The organism is Telmatobacter bradus (genome assembly GCF_048629425.1).
GTDB lineage: Bacteria > Acidobacteriota > Terriglobia > Terriglobales > Acidobacteriaceae > Telmatobacter > Telmatobacter bradus.
In genome coordinates this window covers 3,379,465-3,396,113 of sequence record NZ_CP184532.1, presented here as the reverse complement: position 1 = coordinate 3,396,113, position 16,649 = coordinate 3,379,465, and the positions used below count along the sequence as shown (strand labels likewise).

Here is a 16,649-nt window from a genome sequence, read left to right as displayed (position 1 = left end):
GTTTAGCCTCCGGGGGAAGGGGCGGTGGAATCATGCTCGTCAAGGGAAATCTGAGGTAGGGAAAAAGAGAATGTTGAGCCGACGCCGGGGGTGGAGTCAACCCAGATGCGCCCGCCATGGCGCTCCATGATCCGTTTGCACAAGGCCAGTCCCACACCGGTTCCAGGATAGGACGAGCGGGTGTGCAGACGCTGAAATATTTCGAAAATGCGCTCGAAATAGGCTTCTTCGATGCCGATGCCATTGTCTTCGATGGCGATGATCCAGGTGTGGCCCTCCTGCCGGCTACTGACCCTGATGATGCCCGGCTCTTCCGGTTTGCTGAACTTGATGGCGTTGCTGAGCAGGTTCTGCAACAGCAGGGAGAGCTGCGAGGGAATGCCGCGGATTTCGGGCAGCGGCAGGCGGTGAATGGTGATCTGCTTAGCCATGCAGGTCGCCGAGAGGCATTCCAGTGCGCGATTCAGTGCTTCGTCCAGTGGCACTATGCGCATGAGCTCTCCGCTGCGGCTCAGGCGCGAGTAGGCCAGCAGGTCGTCGATGAGCTGTTGCATGCGTTCCACGCCCTCCACGGTGTGGCGGATGTACTGGCGGGCGCGGTCGTCGAGCAGATCTTTGAAGTGTTCACGCAGCAGCATGACGCAACCGGCCACGGCCCGCAACGGCTCTTTCAGGTCGTGGCTGGCGGCGTAGGCGAACTGCTCCAGATCGCGGTTGGAGCGCAAAAGTTCGTGGGTGCGGGTCTGCAGTTCCTGCTCGGCCTGATGGCGGCTGGTAATGTCGGCAATGGCGGCCAGCGTGTATTTTTCGTTGTCCAGCTCAAAGTGGCTGAGAAAGACCTCAATGCGAATTTCAGTGCCGTTTTTACAGCGGCCAAACATGTTGAGAGCGACTCCGGTCTGGCGGTTGGCGGGCGAAGCCAGATAGTTGCGCACATGCTCGGCATGAACGGCATGGAAGCGCGGCGGGATCAGCATTTCAAAGGTGTGGCCGAGCAGATCTTCCCGCCGGTAGCCGAACATCTCTTCCAGCCGCTGGTTGGCCAGCGTGATTTTGTTCTGCGCATTGACCAGAACCTTGGCGTTGGGAGAGCACTCAATGACCAGCCGCAGTCGCTCCTCGGCCCGTTTGCGTTCTCGAATATCGGTGTGGATGCCGGCTGTGCCGATCACGATGCCGTACTCGTCCAGCACCGGCGCAATGGAGAGGGAAACGTCGATCAGGCTGCCGTCCTTGCAGCGTCGTTGGGCGTCGCAGTGGCTGGTGCGGGGCGTCGTGGATAACTGCTGTCCCAGCCAGGCATCATTTTCTGACGGATACAGAAGGGTGACAGCCTGCCCGAGCACCTCGCTGGCCGAGTAACCATAGAGCATCTCGGCTGCCTTGTTCCAGCTGGTGATGCAACCTTCCAGGTCAGTGCCGACGATGGCGTTGGGCGAGCTTTCGACGATGGCAGCCAACTGGGCCGAGTGGCGGGCGCGCTCCTTCAACTCCTGCTCGGCACGTTTTTTTTCGGTAATGTCGGTAAGAATGGCGGCGTTGCCAATGTACTTGCCCTGGGCATCGCGAACCGGAACCAGCGAGAGGGAGACGTCAACCGAGGAGCCGTCTTTGCAGATGCGCTGGACATCATTTAGATGGAGAATTTCGCCTATCTGGACCCGCTTCAGGTAGGCGGGAATGGCTGGTTTTTCAGCTTCGGTCAGCAGCATGGAAAAAGGTTTGCCGAGGGCTTCGGCGGCGGTATAGCCGAAGAGTTGCTCGGCGGCGCAATTCCATGCAGTGATCTTTCCGAGGATGTTGCTGGCCACGATGGCGTTGGTGGAAGAGGCAACGATGGCGGCCAGAAAAGCCGTTTCTCCAGCCGAGTCACGCTGCTGCTCTGTCTGACTGGCAGCGGACCGTGGAGCTTCAGTGTTTTTTTTTGCCTTTCCGGTTTTATCCATAGAGAACCTGGAAAATTGCAGGTGATCTGGCCTCGGAAGATGCGCCGTGTTGCCAGTAAACGACGAAATGAATCGCTCGCAAGCGAAGTGTGAAGCAAGGGAGATTCACTGAAAGGGAAGATCTGCTTCAGGGGATGGCCCGTGGGCAGGGTGTGGCTGGTCATCTTGCACAAAAAGGGCAGGCGATTCCGCCCGGAAAGCCCCCCTCGTGCTAAGTGACTAGCGTAATCTCACATGCTGAAAAAGACAAATGATTTTTGCTGGAAGAGGCAGCGGAGGGAGGCAGGTTCGGCAGAGAGCGGAAAAAGTTTAGTACGGACATCCGAAACTTCGGTAATGGAAATTTGCAGTGCCAGGAATTGACGGGGAACAGAAGCGTGCTAATCTCGAAATAAGTTCGGACGTACGTCCTAATATGGCGGAGCAAGAAACCACGAAGCTGGCCGCCTTCAGGAGATGAAATGAACGAGAATGTGTTGCGCAAAACCCTGCAGGTCAGCGCTTGGTGCGGGCCGGCCTTTGTCCTGCTCTATGGCATCAGCTGGTGCATCCTGGGCCACAACTATCCGCCCCCGGACCCGGCCATGAGTGCTACCGATCTGGTCAACAACTTCTATTTGAAGTACCGCAGTGACATTCTGCTGGGTCAGTCGCTTTCCACCTGCCTGGGTATGCTCTACCTGCCCTGGGCCTGCGCTCTGACCGCCATGATGTGGGAGCGCGAGAAGAATCACATCCTCTCGCTGCTGCAATTGACCGGCGGACTGCTGACGGCCTGGGTGCTGACCTTCTGCCCGGTCTTCTGGATATTGTGCGCCGAATATGCGGGCACGATTGATCCGACGCTGATCAAGATGGGCCACTTCCTGGGCTGGTACACCTACGACATGACCTACATGATCACCACTATCGAGACCATCGCCATCTGCATCTTTGCTTTCACGGACAAGAAGCTTCCGGTGCTGATTCCCAAGTGGACGGGCGTGCTGGCGCTCTTCTCCGGTCTTTCGTTCCTGCCGCTGACCTTCCTACCGTACTTCAAATCGGGGATTTTTGCCCTGAACGGCTACTGGTCTTTCCACGTGGCCTTCGTTACCTATGCTCTGTTCACGGCCATCATTGGCTATTCCATGGCCAAGAACCTGAAGCTGAGCCACGCCCTGCAGCAGGAATCAGGTCAGTAAGAATTTGTGAAGCGGTAGAACGCAGCTCTGCCTGTAAGCAGGGAAAGCTGTAGGATCGAGGGTCTGTATAGAGCATTTTCGGAATCCACGTAGACTTTTTAAGGGGCGTGCAAGGTGCCTTTTTCTTAAGGAAAAAGGCACCTTGCCGCCAGCTTCCGGATTACAGCCATTCCGAAATGCTATACACTTCCGGCGACAGTTGTCGGCTTGGTGGGAACAGGCCCTCATGCAATAAAGTTGAGGTAGCGCATATTTTTTGCGGAGGAATAGAGGGCGGGATGGCTGCGGAAGAAAGAAAAAATACAAATCGAAAGAATGAAGCCGCGCAAAGGATTCTGGCTGCCACCTTCCAATGCATTGCCGAGAAAGGATCGGCCAGCGTAAGCCTGCGTGAAATTGCTTTGCAGGCCGGTGTGGTGCTGAGCCAGCTCAATTATTACTTCGTCAATCGCGAGCAGCTCTTTGCCGCGGTGCTGCGCATGATGAAGCAGGAATATCTCGAGAATGTAGAAGCCCGGATGGCTGCGATGCAGAGCGTGCCGCAGAAGGCCGCATTCTTTATCTCTTACAATCGCGAACTGCTGGTGACCAATCAGGCCCTTTATCGCGCATTTCTCGACTTCTTTGGACTGGCTCTTTGGTCCTCCTCTTTTCAGAAGGAAATGAATGAGTTTCTGGACGGAGTTTCGCAGGTAATCGAGAGCCACATGGAGACGTCCGGCGTAGCGGATTCCGCTGTAGAGAGCCCTGCATTACAGAATTCCTCCGTAGCCACGCTGGCCAATACCATTCTGGCCACAACCTTTGGCATTGCCATGCAGTACCTGATGAATCCCGAACGCAGCGATTTGCTGGAGGGATTTGATCTGCTGCAGAAGATGGTTCTGCAGGTGGAGGGGGAAGCATCCCTTCGGGGCTGAACAGGCCTGACTTTATTGATCCGGCCCGAAAAGAGTTTCCTTGCTTCCCCAGCCTGGCTGCAAAAACAAAGACGCGGCGAGGGGCAGCGCCCGAAATTTCACAGTATTTTCGGGTCGGCTTCTATAGAAGCCAGCTTTTCGGCTTACAGCAATTCAGAAAGTACTATCAAAGCAAAACAGCCTCATCCTCTTTCGTACCGGATCTGTGCATTATTTGGACTCGTCCAGAACTTCGATCGAGGAGATGGTCGCATAATTCTTGATTGGCTCAAAGGTCAGATTGAGCTTACCTTGCTCGGTTGGTTTCAGGTGCGTAAAAGTTTTGCTCAGGGGATGCTCACTTCCTACTTCTTGCGCAATATCAAAATTGTTTAAAATCGTATTTCCGTTGCAGAGAACACGAAAGACTCTCTGTCCCGGCCCTGTAGTATTTGATCCGTTTACGCCAAAAAATAACTCCACAAAATGAAGTATTACCGTATAGCGATCTCTGGGATCGACCGGAATGGCGTAGGAAAAATGTCCATAGCGTTCCGTTGAATACAGCCCTGCATCGGCGATCCATGCAGAGGGCAGGGCGTGAAAACGCCTTCGTCCGCCTTGGAAATAGTTATCCGGATGCCAGATTTGCCCATTACGATCCGTCCAGGGCGTGTTCTGCATGGTTATCCGGATAGGAAGTTGCTTGTTCGCAGGCCCCGGTAGAATGGCAAGGGCATTCAGAATGGGCGTGCCGATCACCGTGCTGATGCGCAGATGCAGCTTTCCATCCTGCGCAGGCGTTACGCCACGAATCACCCGCTCATCCGCTACGTTGATGCCCATAGCGTCGGAAACCGGATCATAGCTATCGAGCACTGTTTGTCCGTTGATCTCAATGCGGAAAACAGTATTGAGTTGTTCATCTTCCGACAGCGGAACCGTTGAGGGTGAAACCGCATAAAAATGCAGTTCGTACGTGCCAGGTGCCAGAGGGATATTGTATTTGTAATCCCCATACCGTCCGTAATGAAACAAAAACTGGTCGCTGGTTCGGGAGAGAAACGGAACCGGCCGAGGCGTTGACCATCCGCCATCATAAAATTGATCAGCCTGCCAGACATCTCCAACACTATCGCGCTGTGGTGGACCATAGTAGCCCAAAATCATTCTTAGAGGAATCTGTACACGGCCTGACGCCAGAGTTACTCCTGCTGTCTCTCCCGGCTGATTCGCAACGGAGGGCGTTGCTGGTGGATACTTGTGGCTCCGGAAAAGCAGCCAGACTACCGCCAGAAGCAGGACACCAGCAACTGCGCCATAAAGAACTCTTCTTGCCCATTTTCCTGCATGGTGCTCCTCTGGAGCCTTCTCTACTTGCAACGGTAGGGCAATTGCCGGCTCAATGACGGAAAGATCGGGCGTTCCTACGGTTTCTTCTGCCTTCTGTTCAGGTACGGCATCAGGGTTGGACTTTGCCTCTTGATAGTAGAAAAGCAATGCATAGGATCCAGGAGGAATCGAGACATGAATCTGGTGATCCTTCCCCTCGGCCTCGTAATACGCCTTCAATTTTTTGCGCAAACGGTGCGTCTCAACACGCACAATCGCATCCTCACTGGCGATGAACGTGTTGGGATCTCTTTCAAAGACTCGAACGGCAATGTTGTACTCGGTGAGTTGGTCGGTTTCATTCGCAAAATATTTTTCCCCGAGATAACGCAACAGCTTCATGATGCGCGGCGTTCGCTCGAAAACTTCTCTGAGCGCATCAAGTTCCAGTTGCTCCTTGCCTACCAGATTTTCACTGGATGAACTCACTGTTTTAGAGCCTCCTGGATACATTAAAACTATGAAAAAATAATCTTACATCATTTTACCGCCTCCCTTGGCTGCTCGTTCTCTCGCGCGGCAATGCGCTTGCGTCGTAACGGATGCTGATGGTCGCCCGAGAAAGCGTGCATGCAGATGCAGGTGTACTGTTGGCTTCGCGAGAAGCACTCTGCCGTTTTTCCCCAGAATATTTGGCCCCATTTTAAGACGAGCATCTTCCACGCCCAGCCTCTGCGATGCTCTGGCCCGACTCAACCAGTCGCACCGCTTTCAGCTTGAATTTGTAGGTGTAAATCTTCCGCGGTAAACGCTCCATCTTCGCTGATCCTTCGCAAGCATCTCAGAGCGATAGAGTGGGGAAGTTTTGCGGGGGAAAGGTCAAATTTATAGCAGTAAAAAGCGGTTTAGTTTACGAACTGCAGTCTTACCATGCATCGTCATACATAACTAAATCGATTTTTCATGCAGGTCATCCCCAATGACTGCTTGGTCAACCTCCCTGAAAAGTAAGCATAAGCCATTTATATTCTGCATGTTGATGTGTTTCATTTTGTCCTGAAACATGCCAGAACAAGTTTAACCTTTACAAGCCGTTTATGGCCTCTCTAGGGTGCCGTTGAATTGTGTGCGAACCAAGAAGGCGTACATGCAAAATCCGTGAGATGGTGCGGAGCATTCCTGATGCAAGTCTTGGCAGAAGATTGTCGGCTGCATTCCGGTTTTTCTTTCCTTGAATTTTGACTGCAAGGAAGGAGCGAAGCGGGGGAACTCTTCCGCACCAGCAGACGCTGAATGCTTTTTTTGTTATGCATGGAATTCACAGATATCGACCCGGATTGCATCGGGCTTAGCGGAATGAAGGAGAAAGAATGAACTTACTTCAAAGCATTTCGAAGAAGCTGAATGAGAAGAAACGCTGGTTAGCTTTGGCGATTCTTCTTTGTTGCGTTGTCTCTTTGCCAGTAAGGATATGCGCGCAAGCAATCACCGCATCTCTTGGAGGAACCGTGGCGGATCAGACGCATGCGGTTGTTCCACAGGCAAGTGTGCAACTCACGAATGTTCTAACGAACGATCTTCGCAAGACGACGACAAATTCTGCGGGAATTTTCTCGTTTTCGGGCGTGCCCACCGGTGACTACAAACTGGATATCTCGGCTAAGGGATTTAACAAGTATATTCAGACGGATATTCATCTGGATCCAGGAGATCAGAGAACGGTCCGTGAAATTGCCTTGAGCGTGCAAAGCGCGGTGAATGAGTCGGTCACAGTGACAGCGGCCACCGACCAAATCAACTATGATTCGGGCGAACAAAGCTCGCTGATTACCGCGAATGACATGAAGCATTTGGCGATTGAAGGTCGCGATGCTACCGAATTGCTGAAGATCCTGCCAGGAATGGCGATTGCCAACAGTGATGGAACGGTTGATAACACTGCATATGATCCCTCGCAGGTGACACGCTCTGGCGCGTTGGGCCAATATGCTGCCAATGGCACGCCCTTGAATGGCCAGGCTCTACTGACAGATGGCGCGGATATTACCGATCCCGGAGCCTATGGACATGCGCTGCAGCCAATCAACTTCGACCAGATCTCGGAGATGAAGATTCAAACATCGAGCTTTACGGCGGATACGGCGCACGGACCGATCGTGATGAATGCCGTAAGCAAATCCGGCGGCAGCGATTATCACGGAAGTATGTACGTGCATGCCAGAACCAATCAACTGGATACAACCGACTGGATTGCCAAATATACCAGCCAGAGCAAACCGCCAGATCATCAGGTTTATCCAGGCTTTACGCTGGGCGGTCCGGTGAAGTTGCCCTTCACGGGCTTCAACCGCAGCAAGGCTCTTACCTTTTTTGTAGGCGGCGAGGATTATGCACAGCGGAGTGTGTATGCCTACAACAGCGCAAGTTCTGCAACCCTGACGGCTCTTGTTCCCACCCCGAACATGAAGAAGGGCATTTTCAGCTCGGATGAACTCAAGAAGTATCTTGGCTCTGAGTATCAGACCGGCAGTACTTGCTCAAAGGTAGATCCGAATATTTGCGCTGTTCCTACTCTCTCCTTAAACAAGAGTGCAATCAGCAACGGTAACATTTCCGCATTTATCGATCCACTTGGCCAGGCGATTATGAGTGGCATGCCCGACCCCAATACAGCCAACGTCAACAACTACAACTATGTGACGACTAATCTTCAAGATGCGAATTTCTGGCAAGGAAAAGCCAGAGTCGACTATTCCATCAGCGAGAGTGAAAAGCTGTTCGCTTCATACAGTGTCTTCAAAGGCAAAAAGGGCATTCCGCAAAACCCATGGTACTCAGAGCGGGGCACGATGGGAGGCATCAACACGCCGGGAGGTGGCCTGCTCGACCAGGAACGTTCGCATGTGGTAAGCGTCAACTGGACGTCGATTCTGAGTTCGACCTTTACCAACGAACTTTATGGCGGATTTGGTTACTATCATGAAACCTTCCAGCCAAAAAGTCTGGCTGCTACCCAGGGCAACCCATATGAAGGCGTATTCGCATTGCAGGATTCTGTGATGCCCGCGTTGCAGGATTATGGCAATGACGGACTTCCGCTGTCGCGGCTGACGGATGGAACCTATGGCGGCGTGTATGCCATCAAGCAGCTCAGAATGTTTGGAGACAATGCAACCAAGCAGTTGCAGCGCCATACCTTGCGCGCTGGCCTCTTCTATCAGTACGAGAGCAATCCGCAATCACAGGCTTTCCAGATTACCAATGGATCAATTTCCCAGTACTACATCGGATCCAGCTTTGTCGATCCGGTGGCGGGTACCCAGTATACGTCCGGGAACTATTTGGCAAATCTGATGGAAGGTATTGCTGTTACTTACCAGCAGATGAACAAACAGGTTGAACCGAACCTTTACTTCTATAACCTTTCCGGTTACGCGCAGGATCATTACCGGATAACTCGTACCTTGACAGCCGATATTGGTATCCGCCTGGAACACCTGACTCCGTGGTCCGATGCACACGGTACGGGCATTCCGATCTTCGACGCAAACGATTACGCCACTAAAGCTGCTTCGGCCATTGCTGGAGGAGCGGTTGAGCCTGGAATGTTGACGCATACGCTGGATAAAACTATTCCGCTGTCTGGCCGTCCGACGCGGGGCGTATTTGTTGAGCCGCGCCTGGGATTCGCCTGGGATCCGAATGGCCGCGGACAGACCGTGGTGCGTGGGGGATATGGCATCTATCGCGCTCATGATTCGTATAACGATGCTTCGGCGGGTATGACCACCGCGTTGGGGCAGAGAACCTACACCGCGACTAAGACTCTGTTCTCGTCTCTCTCCAGTTATCAAAAGCTGACGGGGTGCACGAACACGACAACATGCGCTGCCAACGATTTTGTGGCCGATTCGAACCTGACCGCATACAAGCGAGGTGACGATGAAGAGCCGCGTGTGCGCACCTATAACCTATCGATCGATCAGCAGTTTCCCAAGAAGATAACGATGGAGATCGCCTACGTGGGAAACACCAGTGACAAGATTTTGAATAATGGTTCATCGCAGAACACCAACGCTGCCGATCTCAACTCTCTGCCCATTGGTTCGCTCTATACGGTCATGCCTAATCGTGGGACCAGTGTGACGGGAGCGGGTCAGACTCCAACCATGTTCGGTACGCTGGCTGCTTCTGGTTTAACACAGGCGCAGATCGACTCTTACAAGAAGTACCCTCTCTATGATCACGTTTATGTTCCCAGTCATAACATTTATGCGCACTACAATGCCTTGCAGGTAGCTGTTACGCGCCAGACCGGGCAGATGTTGTTTACGGCCAACTACACATGGTCCAAGGCATTGGGCGTGCTTTTTGGCATGAATAACGGTTACGGTGCGGATCCTTTCAACTACCGCAACGACTACACCTACGAAACCTACGACCGCCGTCACATCGTGAATGCAACCTTCTCGTATACGGAGAAGAACTATTTCAAGGAGCGTGCCGTTGGTTTATTGGCGAATGGATGGGAAGTGTCCGGCATCATGGGATATCAGGCCGGTGCAAACCTGCCCTCAACATATTCAATGAACTTCGGCATGAGCGGTACTCTTACCGTACCCCTTGGAACGACGGCGACGACCAATGGCTCGGTGAGCACCTGCACCTCAACGACCGCCACAACATGCACCATCTCGGTGAGCAATACAAGCCTGCTCGGTACACCCGACGTAAACTTGCAACCTACGCTGCTTTCCAATCCGAAGGCTACCGGAAATCATCATTACTTCAACAATGATGCTTTCGGCGTGGCGGCAATCGGAACGAACGGTGCGTATCGCATGCCGTATTTGCCCGGTCCGCCCTTCTTTGATTTGGACACGACGCTGGCAAAAACTTTCAAGATCAGCGAGAGACAAAGCACCAGATTCAGCGTGTCGGCATTCAACGTGTTGAATCGCGCGAATCGCAGTTTTTCCTCTGTGCTGCCCAATACGTATGAACTCACAGCGTTCAACCAAACATCCACTAGCCTTGCCGCTTCCGACGCCATCAGCGCTGCCAGAAACCAGAATGCCATTTTTGGTTATGCTCCGCTGCGGGAAGGACGGAGAATTCTGAAACTAAGCGTTCACTATGATTTTTAGTTCAAAAAGGTGATTAGCTTAGTGCGGCTCTCTTCCTGCTGCATATAGAGCAGAAAGAGAGCGATAGTGTTCAGCATCTTTTGCACTTTCAATCTTCCCTGTAGTCGAGGAAGGTTGTTGGGTTGTTTGCCACTGGTCCTCATGGGGGCTAGTGGCAAATAATAAGGTAGAACATAACTAATTTTTTCTTCCGATAGACTTAGAACTTTTCTTTCCCGTAAAACGCCACAACGCCCTGATAAATCAGAGCGTTGTGCAGAAAAGTTTACATTCTAGGTTGCAGGTATGTCCTAGAAGGGAATGTCGTCGTCCGAGATCTCGGCTGCGTGGGAGAGTTCTTCGCCACCGCTGCCGCCCTGCTGGGGACGCTGGTCGTAGCTGTTCGAGCTGGCGCGGTTGTAGTTGCCGCCGCCGCCGCCCGAGTTCTCATCGCGGCCCGAGAGCAGCGAGAGATCGTTGATGATGATCTCAGTGCGGTAGCGCTTCTGACCGCTTTCCTTGTCGTCCCAGCTGCGGGTCTGGATCTTGCCTTCCACGTAGAGCTTGGTGCCCTTTTTTACGTAGTCGCGGATAATTTCTGCCGTGCGGGTGAAGGCAACCAGATTGTGCCATTCCGTACGGTCTTGCCAGTTGCCCTGCTGGTCCTTCTGGCGGTCTGTCGTGGCCAGGGTAAGGTTGGCGACCATGGTGCCGCTGGGGGTGGAACGAATTTCGGGGTCTTTGCCTACGTTACCGAGAAGAATGACTTTATTGACACTTTTGGCCATGCGATACACTCCGATCAAAGAAAAAGCATAGCAGAGAGCCAACCGAAGGATGAGGAAAATTTGGACTAAATTATGGCTATCGCATGTGAAATCAAAATCCTGCGGTAATGCGCCGACCCCGGCGTAAGCAGGGGCGATCCTGTGCAAGACTGGCCGGAAATTCTATAGAGGACGCAGATAAAAGACGGAGTTTCCGCCTGCGTAACGGATGAATCCGGAGCGGAACCCCGTCAGCAATATGTCAGGAAAATGTAGGGAAGTAGTGTGCTCCAATCGCTCACAGGCTGAGTGCCGCCCGAGGTGGAGCAAATGCTCATTTTCACGACGAATTCTGCAACACACATCATGCCTTCTGGAGTGCCGTTCCGCTCTGTGACGATGATGCCGGCGCGGACAGAATCGGCGAAGAGATTCCAGCGTGGCGCACTCCCCGGAAAGATGTCCCCCAAGACAGATTCCGCTCTTCCGAGCTTCATCTTCTGGAAGGCAACCATCACTCTGCAAGTTTGCACTCAGGTTCGCATGTGCATGGCACAGTACACAGCCTGATCAACCACCCACCCATGTGCCGAGGAGTTCCAATGGAAAAAGAACAGCAACCCAACGTGGAGAACAAGCAACTCAACCGTCGCGGATTTTTGGGCGCAGGTGCTGCGGCCATTGCTGGTGCGGCCTTTCTGACGGCCTCCGCCACTGCCCAAAGCCGTTCCGAGATTCATGCCGGAAAGGCCGACCACTCGGTCTCCAAGATGAGTGGCGCGAATGAGGACATTGCCCGCGCGGCAGCGGATTCCGAAAATCCTCCCGAGACCGATCGTGGCGATGTGCCCTCATTCTGGTACTCCTTTGACATTGCCCATCGCCGCATTCAGGAAGGTGGATGGACGAGCCAGGTAACGCAGCGCGACCTGCCGGCCTCCAAGGAAGTTGCCGGCGTAAAGATGCGTCTGACGGCGGGCAGCTACCGCGAACTGCACTGGCACACGGCCGATGAGTGGGCCTATGTGACGGCTGGTTCCGTGCGCATTACGCTGATGTCTCCTGATGGAAGCATCTTCATTGATGATGTGCCCGAGGGCGATATCTGGTTCTTCCCCGCAGGCTATCCGCACTCCATTCAGGGCCTCGGTCCGGACGGCGGCGAGTTCCTGCTGGTCTTTGATAACGCAATGTTCTCCGAGTATGAAACCTTCTTGCTCTCCGACTGGATTGCGCACACCTCCGATTCCATTCTTAGCAAGAATCTGAAGCTTCCTGCCGACAAGATTGGCAACCTGCCCAAGGCAGAGTTGTACATCTTCCCGGGTACGGTTCCGGGCTCGCTGGAAGCGGATCGCGCGGCGGTGGGCGGCCAGGCCGTGACCACCAAAATCCCTTATACCTATCACCTGAAAGATGTGAAGCCTACGCGCGAAACGGCTGGTGGATCGGTGTACGTGGTTGACTCAACCAACTTCCTCGCCTCTACCAATATGGCTGCCGCCGTGGTCACAGTGAAGGCTGGCGGGATGCGGGAAATGCACTGGCATCCCAATGGCTCCGAATGGCAGTACTGGGTAAAGGGCAGCGGCTCCATGACGCTTTTCGATGCTGGCGGCAAGGCGCGCACCATGAGCTTCAAGCAAAATGATGTGGGCTACGTTCCAGCCGTCGCCGGCCATGTGATTCAAAATACCGGCAGCGGTGATCTGGTCTTTCTGGAGATTTTCCACGCCGATCGCTTCCTTGATTTCTCGCTGAATAACTGGATTCGTCTTGTTCCGCCGCTGATGGCCAAGGAACATCTGAATCTGAGCGATGCGGATCTGAAGTTGATTCCGAAGGAAAAGCAGACCCTCATTAAGTAGTCGTTTGTATCCCTTTTTTTCCTGGTGAACGTTGTGCTTTGAGGACGAGTCACGACGCTTCAAAGCGCGTGTCGTATTTCACGACACACAGCGTTCACCAGCATTTTTATTGGTGTTTTGGCTCAGAAAGCAGGAGTGTTCTTCATGTCGGCTGTAAAACGTCTGCAAATCGCTTTGGTTGTCTTTGCTGGGGTGAGCGGCTGTCTGCTGATGGGGGTCAAAAGTCAGGTCAACGGAAGCGAGTCGCAACCGATCCTCGTTACTCGTGCTCCGGTTGCGTATCCTACCGCAGACCTTGAGGGGAAAGAACGGTTTCCGCAGGGAGCGCAGTTAGTGCTGCTGCAGGGCAGCACAACAACCAGCCTCTTCCCCACGTTCTATGCCAGTGCCGATGCGAATGTGCATCCCGGCAGCTTCCTTTTTGCGGGACGCAAAAGCGCGGCGCAGCCCTGGCAGATCTATGAATCCCAGCGCGACGGCGCAGCCCCGCGGCAACTCACCAAGGGACCAGAGGATTGCATCCTTCCTTTTTATCTGCCGGACGGACGCTTTGTGTATGCAAAAAAGCTGCAAAGTGGATTTGTTCTTACCGTGGCTTCGCTAACGGAAAGCGGCAAGGAAACACAGATTAGTCATGCCGCCGGAAACTATCTGCCTGCCGGAGTTTTGCAGGATGGACGAATTTTGTTTCTCTCCGGTTTTCCCTTGGGTTCGCAGGGACAAGCAGAGGTCTACACGGTGTATCCGGATGGGAGTGGCGTAGAGGCGTACCGTTGCGACCACACCCATGCGCGTTTTGCCCCCGCAGAGCAAAGCAACCACGACATTCTTTTTGCCTCGCGCAGCGGGTTGGCGCGCTTCACCGATGACTCCGCGCAGGAAGTTAGTTTTGAAGCGCCTGCCGGTGATTACAGCGGCGGTATTGCCGCAACCGACGCCAACAACTGGATTGTCTCGCGGCGTTCGCCTCTTTTGCATGCATCGAAGGCTGGTGTGGGAGCTTCGCATTATGCTCTGGATTGGATGGAGAATGGTCGTCTGCGGCCTCTGTTGGCAGATGCTTCTTCAGACTATGTGCAGCCCGTGCTTCTGCGCGCTTACGAGCGCCCGCTCCGCTTTCCTTCCGCGCTGCATCCTTGGAAGACGGCCAATCTGATGTCGCTGAATAGCTACAGGATTGAGCATGGCGCATTGCTGCACGGGGAGATCGCGCAGGTGCAGGTGAGCACGCGCGATGCGCAGGGCCACGTTCAGGTGCAGGGCACGGCTCCGGTAGAAAAAGACGGATCGTTTTTTGTGATGGTCCCTGGCAATCAGCCTTTGCAATATGCGTTGCTCGACCGTCAGGGACGCGTTCTGCGCCAGGAACATGGCTGGTTCTGGAGCGCCAGTGGAGAGCAGCGCATTTGCGTAGGCTGCCATGCCGGTCCGGAGAGAAGCCCGGAAAACCGCGTGCCGCAAATTCTGCTGCGCTCAACGGACCCCACTGATTTGTCTGGCACCAGTACAATCCCCGCAGGGCGCTGACGCCCAGGAAGCACAACGACCATGAAAAGACTCGCTTCAATTTTTTTTGTGCTTGCCCTCTTGGCGACCACGTGTGTCTTTCTCAAGGGGCATGCAGTCAAGGCTGTACCTGTAGCGCAGGATCCACACTATCTTTCGCCTTCCGAGATGGCGCTTTCTCCCGATGGAAATACGCTCTATGTGGTTTGCGAGCAGAGCCAGACGGTGCAGGCCGTCGATCTGAAGCACGTGCGCCCCATGCGCTCGGTGGAAGTGGGCCGCGTGCCCCGCAGTATTGTCATCTCGCCCGATGGACGGCTGCTCTACGTGACGAATTCCTCGGATGATTCGGTCAGTGTGATTGATGCGGCAAGCATGCGCGTGGTGCGCAGCATGGCAACCGGCATGGAGCCTTACGGGATTGCTCTGGTGGGCCAACGGCTCTACGTGGCCAATCGCATCAGCAGCGATATTTCCGTTCTTGATGCAAAGGATGGCAGGGAAATTCGCCGCATTGCCGCAGGCAATGGCGCCAGCTATCTTGCTCTTTCTCCGGATGGGCAACATGTGTACTGTTCGCATGTCTACCCTGCGGTAGGTAAGGATCGCACGCCTTCCGAGCTTTCCATGCCGTGGATCGGAAGCATCCATGTGGATGTGAATCCGCTGGAAGATCGCAAGCAACCTGAATCTGCGATTACGGCCGTGGATACGCGGACACTGCAAATGCAGCTGATTCCCGAGCACGACGTGGCAGGCGCTTTTCATATGGCGTTCTCTGCGGATGGGCGCTTGGGCGTGGTTGCCGAGATGCGCCCCAAGAATCTGGTTCCACTGGCGCACGTTGAGCATGGCTGGGCTTTCGGCTATGACCTGATGCTTTTCGGTAGCGATGTGGGAAAGCCCGTGCATATCCCGCTGGACTCGCTGGAGCGCTATGACTCCTACCCCTACGCTATGGCCATGACGCCGGACAAGACGCGCATCTATGTGTCGGCAACCGGTTCCGATCAGGTGACAGTCCTTGATGTGCGCAAGTTGCTGCAGTATGTGCATACGCATGGCCGCGATTTTTCCAGTGACCTGAGTGCCAGCGCGCACTACGTGTTGCGCCAGATTTCGGTGGGCAAAAATCCGCGTGGGATGGTAATGTCCAAGGATGGAAGGTTCATCTATGTTGCCAGTCGCATGGATGATTCCATCGCGGTGATCGATACGCAGAAGAATCAGGTGACGGAAAACATCGACCTGGGTGGTTCCAAGCAGATAGATGCGATGCGGCGCGGAGAGCAGGTCTTTTATAGCTCTAAATACGCATACCATGGCCAGTTCAGCTGTGCGAACTGTCATATTGACGGCACGCTCGACGGCCTGAGCTGGGATCTGGAGCCGGATGGTTTTGGAAGAAACATTGTGCAGAATCGGTTGCTCGAAAATCTACGCGGAACCGAGCCCTTCAAGTGGGTTGGTTCCAATCCGACGATTGCCCAGGAGTGCGGCATTCGTACGTCGCTTTATTTCTATCGTTCGGAAGGATACGACGGACGCGCGTTGGCGGATCTTGTGCTGTATATTCGCAGTATTCCATCGCGGCCCAACCGCTTTCTGGCCGCGGATCATCAATTGACGCCTTCGCAGCAACGCGGCAAGGAGATTTTTTACCGCACGACGAACAAGGCGGGCAGCCCGATTCCACTGGAGAACCAGTGCTCGTTTTGCCACAGCGGGCCGAAGTATACCAACCAAAAAAGTTTTGATGTGGGTTCCGGGCATGCGACGGACACAACTTCAAAATTCGATACCCCGCATTTGACCAACGTTGCGTTGATGGCGCCGTATATGCACGATGGCTCCGCCCGCACGCTCGAAGAGATTTGGACGCTTTACAACATGGACAACAAGCACGGACAAACAACGGATCTTACCAAAGATGAGTTACACGACTTGGTGGAATTCCTCAAGACCTTGTAACTCCACTGATCCCCGTGGATGCCTGCCCTGAACAAGAAAAGAGCAACACA

Annotated in this window: 10 protein-coding genes; 6 read left to right on the top strand and 4 right to left on the bottom strand. The window is 53.9% G+C overall.

Annotation, left to right across the window (positions count from 1 at the left end):
* Positions 1-2: 2 nt before the first annotated feature.
* On the bottom strand, positions 3-1,946 hold the full coding sequence (locus ACOBR2_RS13910) for a PAS domain-containing sensor histidine kinase (protein WP_420236717.1): 1,944 nt from the start codon (positions 1,944-1,946) through the stop codon (positions 3-5).
* A gap of 461 nt (positions 1,947-2,407) precedes the next feature.
* On the opposite strand from ACOBR2_RS13910, the gene ACOBR2_RS13905 reads away from it, so the two are divergent.
* Both ACOBR2_RS13905 and ACOBR2_RS13900 read left to right on the top strand, forming a co-directional pair.
* Entirely contained in the window at positions 2,408-3,130 is a 723-nt protein-coding gene (locus ACOBR2_RS13905) for a hypothetical protein (protein WP_420236716.1), read from the top strand.
* Positions 3,131-3,408: 278 nt separating this feature from the next.
* Positions 3,409-4,050 (top strand): TetR/AcrR family transcriptional regulator, encoded by a 642-nt coding sequence (locus tag ACOBR2_RS13900; protein ID WP_420236715.1) that lies wholly within the window; start codon positions 3,409-3,411, stop codon positions 4,048-4,050.
* Between the two features lie 210 nt (positions 4,051-4,260).
* Here ACOBR2_RS13900 and ACOBR2_RS13895 read toward each other — a convergent pair whose 3' ends face one another.
* Positions 4,261-5,850 (bottom strand): malectin domain-containing carbohydrate-binding protein, encoded by a 1,590-nt coding sequence (locus ACOBR2_RS13895; RefSeq protein WP_420236714.1) that lies wholly within the window; start codon positions 5,848-5,850, stop codon positions 4,261-4,263.
* A gap of 1,019 nt (positions 5,851-6,869) precedes the next feature.
* Here ACOBR2_RS13895 and ACOBR2_RS13890 point away from each other — a divergent pair.
* The gene (locus ACOBR2_RS13890) at positions 6,870-10,508 is read left to right on the top strand and encodes a carboxypeptidase regulatory-like domain-containing protein (protein WP_420236713.1); all 3,639 of its coding nucleotides are present in this window, start codon (positions 6,870-6,872) and stop codon (positions 10,506-10,508) included.
* Positions 10,509-10,798: 290 nt separating this feature from the next.
* Here ACOBR2_RS13890 and ACOBR2_RS13885 read toward each other — a convergent pair whose 3' ends face one another.
* Both ACOBR2_RS13885 and ACOBR2_RS13880 read right to left on the bottom strand, forming a co-directional pair.
* Positions 10,799-11,275: a single-stranded DNA-binding protein gene (locus tag ACOBR2_RS13885; RefSeq protein ID WP_420236712.1), complete on the bottom strand. Its 477-nt coding sequence runs from the start codon at positions 11,273-11,275 to the stop codon at positions 10,799-10,801.
* Positions 11,276-11,505: 230 nt separating this feature from the next.
* Positions 11,506-11,772 carry a hypothetical protein gene (locus ACOBR2_RS13880; RefSeq protein WP_420236711.1) on the bottom strand — a complete coding sequence of 89 codons (267 nt, stop codon included), beginning with the start codon at positions 11,770-11,772 and terminating at the stop codon, positions 11,506-11,508.
* An 84-nt stretch (positions 11,773-11,856) separates the two neighbouring features.
* On the opposite strand from ACOBR2_RS13880, the gene ACOBR2_RS13875 reads away from it, so the two are divergent.
* The 3 genes from ACOBR2_RS13875 (at position 11,857) to ACOBR2_RS13865 (ending at position 16,599) form a co-directional block, all read left to right on the top strand.
* Positions 11,857-13,122 (top strand): cupin domain-containing protein, encoded by a 1,266-nt coding sequence (locus ACOBR2_RS13875; protein WP_420236710.1) that lies wholly within the window; start codon positions 11,857-11,859, stop codon positions 13,120-13,122.
* Positions 13,123-13,266: 144 nt separating this feature from the next.
* A complete protein-coding gene (locus ACOBR2_RS13870; protein WP_420236709.1) occupies positions 13,267-14,649 on the top strand; it encodes a hypothetical protein in 1,383 nt (460 codons plus the stop codon).
* A gap of 60 nt (positions 14,650-14,709) precedes the next feature.
* Entirely contained in the window at positions 14,710-16,599 is a 1,890-nt protein-coding gene (locus tag ACOBR2_RS13865) for a beta-propeller fold lactonase family protein (RefSeq protein WP_420236708.1), read from the top strand.
* Positions 16,600-16,649: the final 50 nt, after the last annotated feature.

Excerpts from the sequence above, each read along its gene's own strand:
- ACOBR2_RS13910 (WP_420236717.1), bottom strand. The coding sequence starts at position 1,946 with ATGGATAAAACCGGAAAGGCAAAAAAAAACACTGAAGCTCCACGGTCC.
- ACOBR2_RS13905 (WP_420236716.1), top strand. The coding sequence starts at position 2,408 with ATGAACGAGAATGTGTTGCGCAAAACCCTGCAGGTCAGCGCTTGGTGC.
- ACOBR2_RS13900 (WP_420236715.1), top strand. The coding sequence starts at position 3,409 with ATGGCTGCGGAAGAAAGAAAAAATACAAATCGAAAGAATGAAGCCGCG.
- ACOBR2_RS13885 (WP_420236712.1), bottom strand. The coding sequence starts at position 11,275 with ATGGCCAAAAGTGTCAATAAAGTCATTCTTCTCGGTAACGTAGGCAAA.
- ACOBR2_RS13875 (WP_420236710.1), top strand. The coding sequence starts at position 11,857 with ATGGAAAAAGAACAGCAACCCAACGTGGAGAACAAGCAACTCAACCGT.
- ACOBR2_RS13870 (WP_420236709.1), top strand. The coding sequence starts at position 13,267 with ATGTCGGCTGTAAAACGTCTGCAAATCGCTTTGGTTGTCTTTGCTGGG.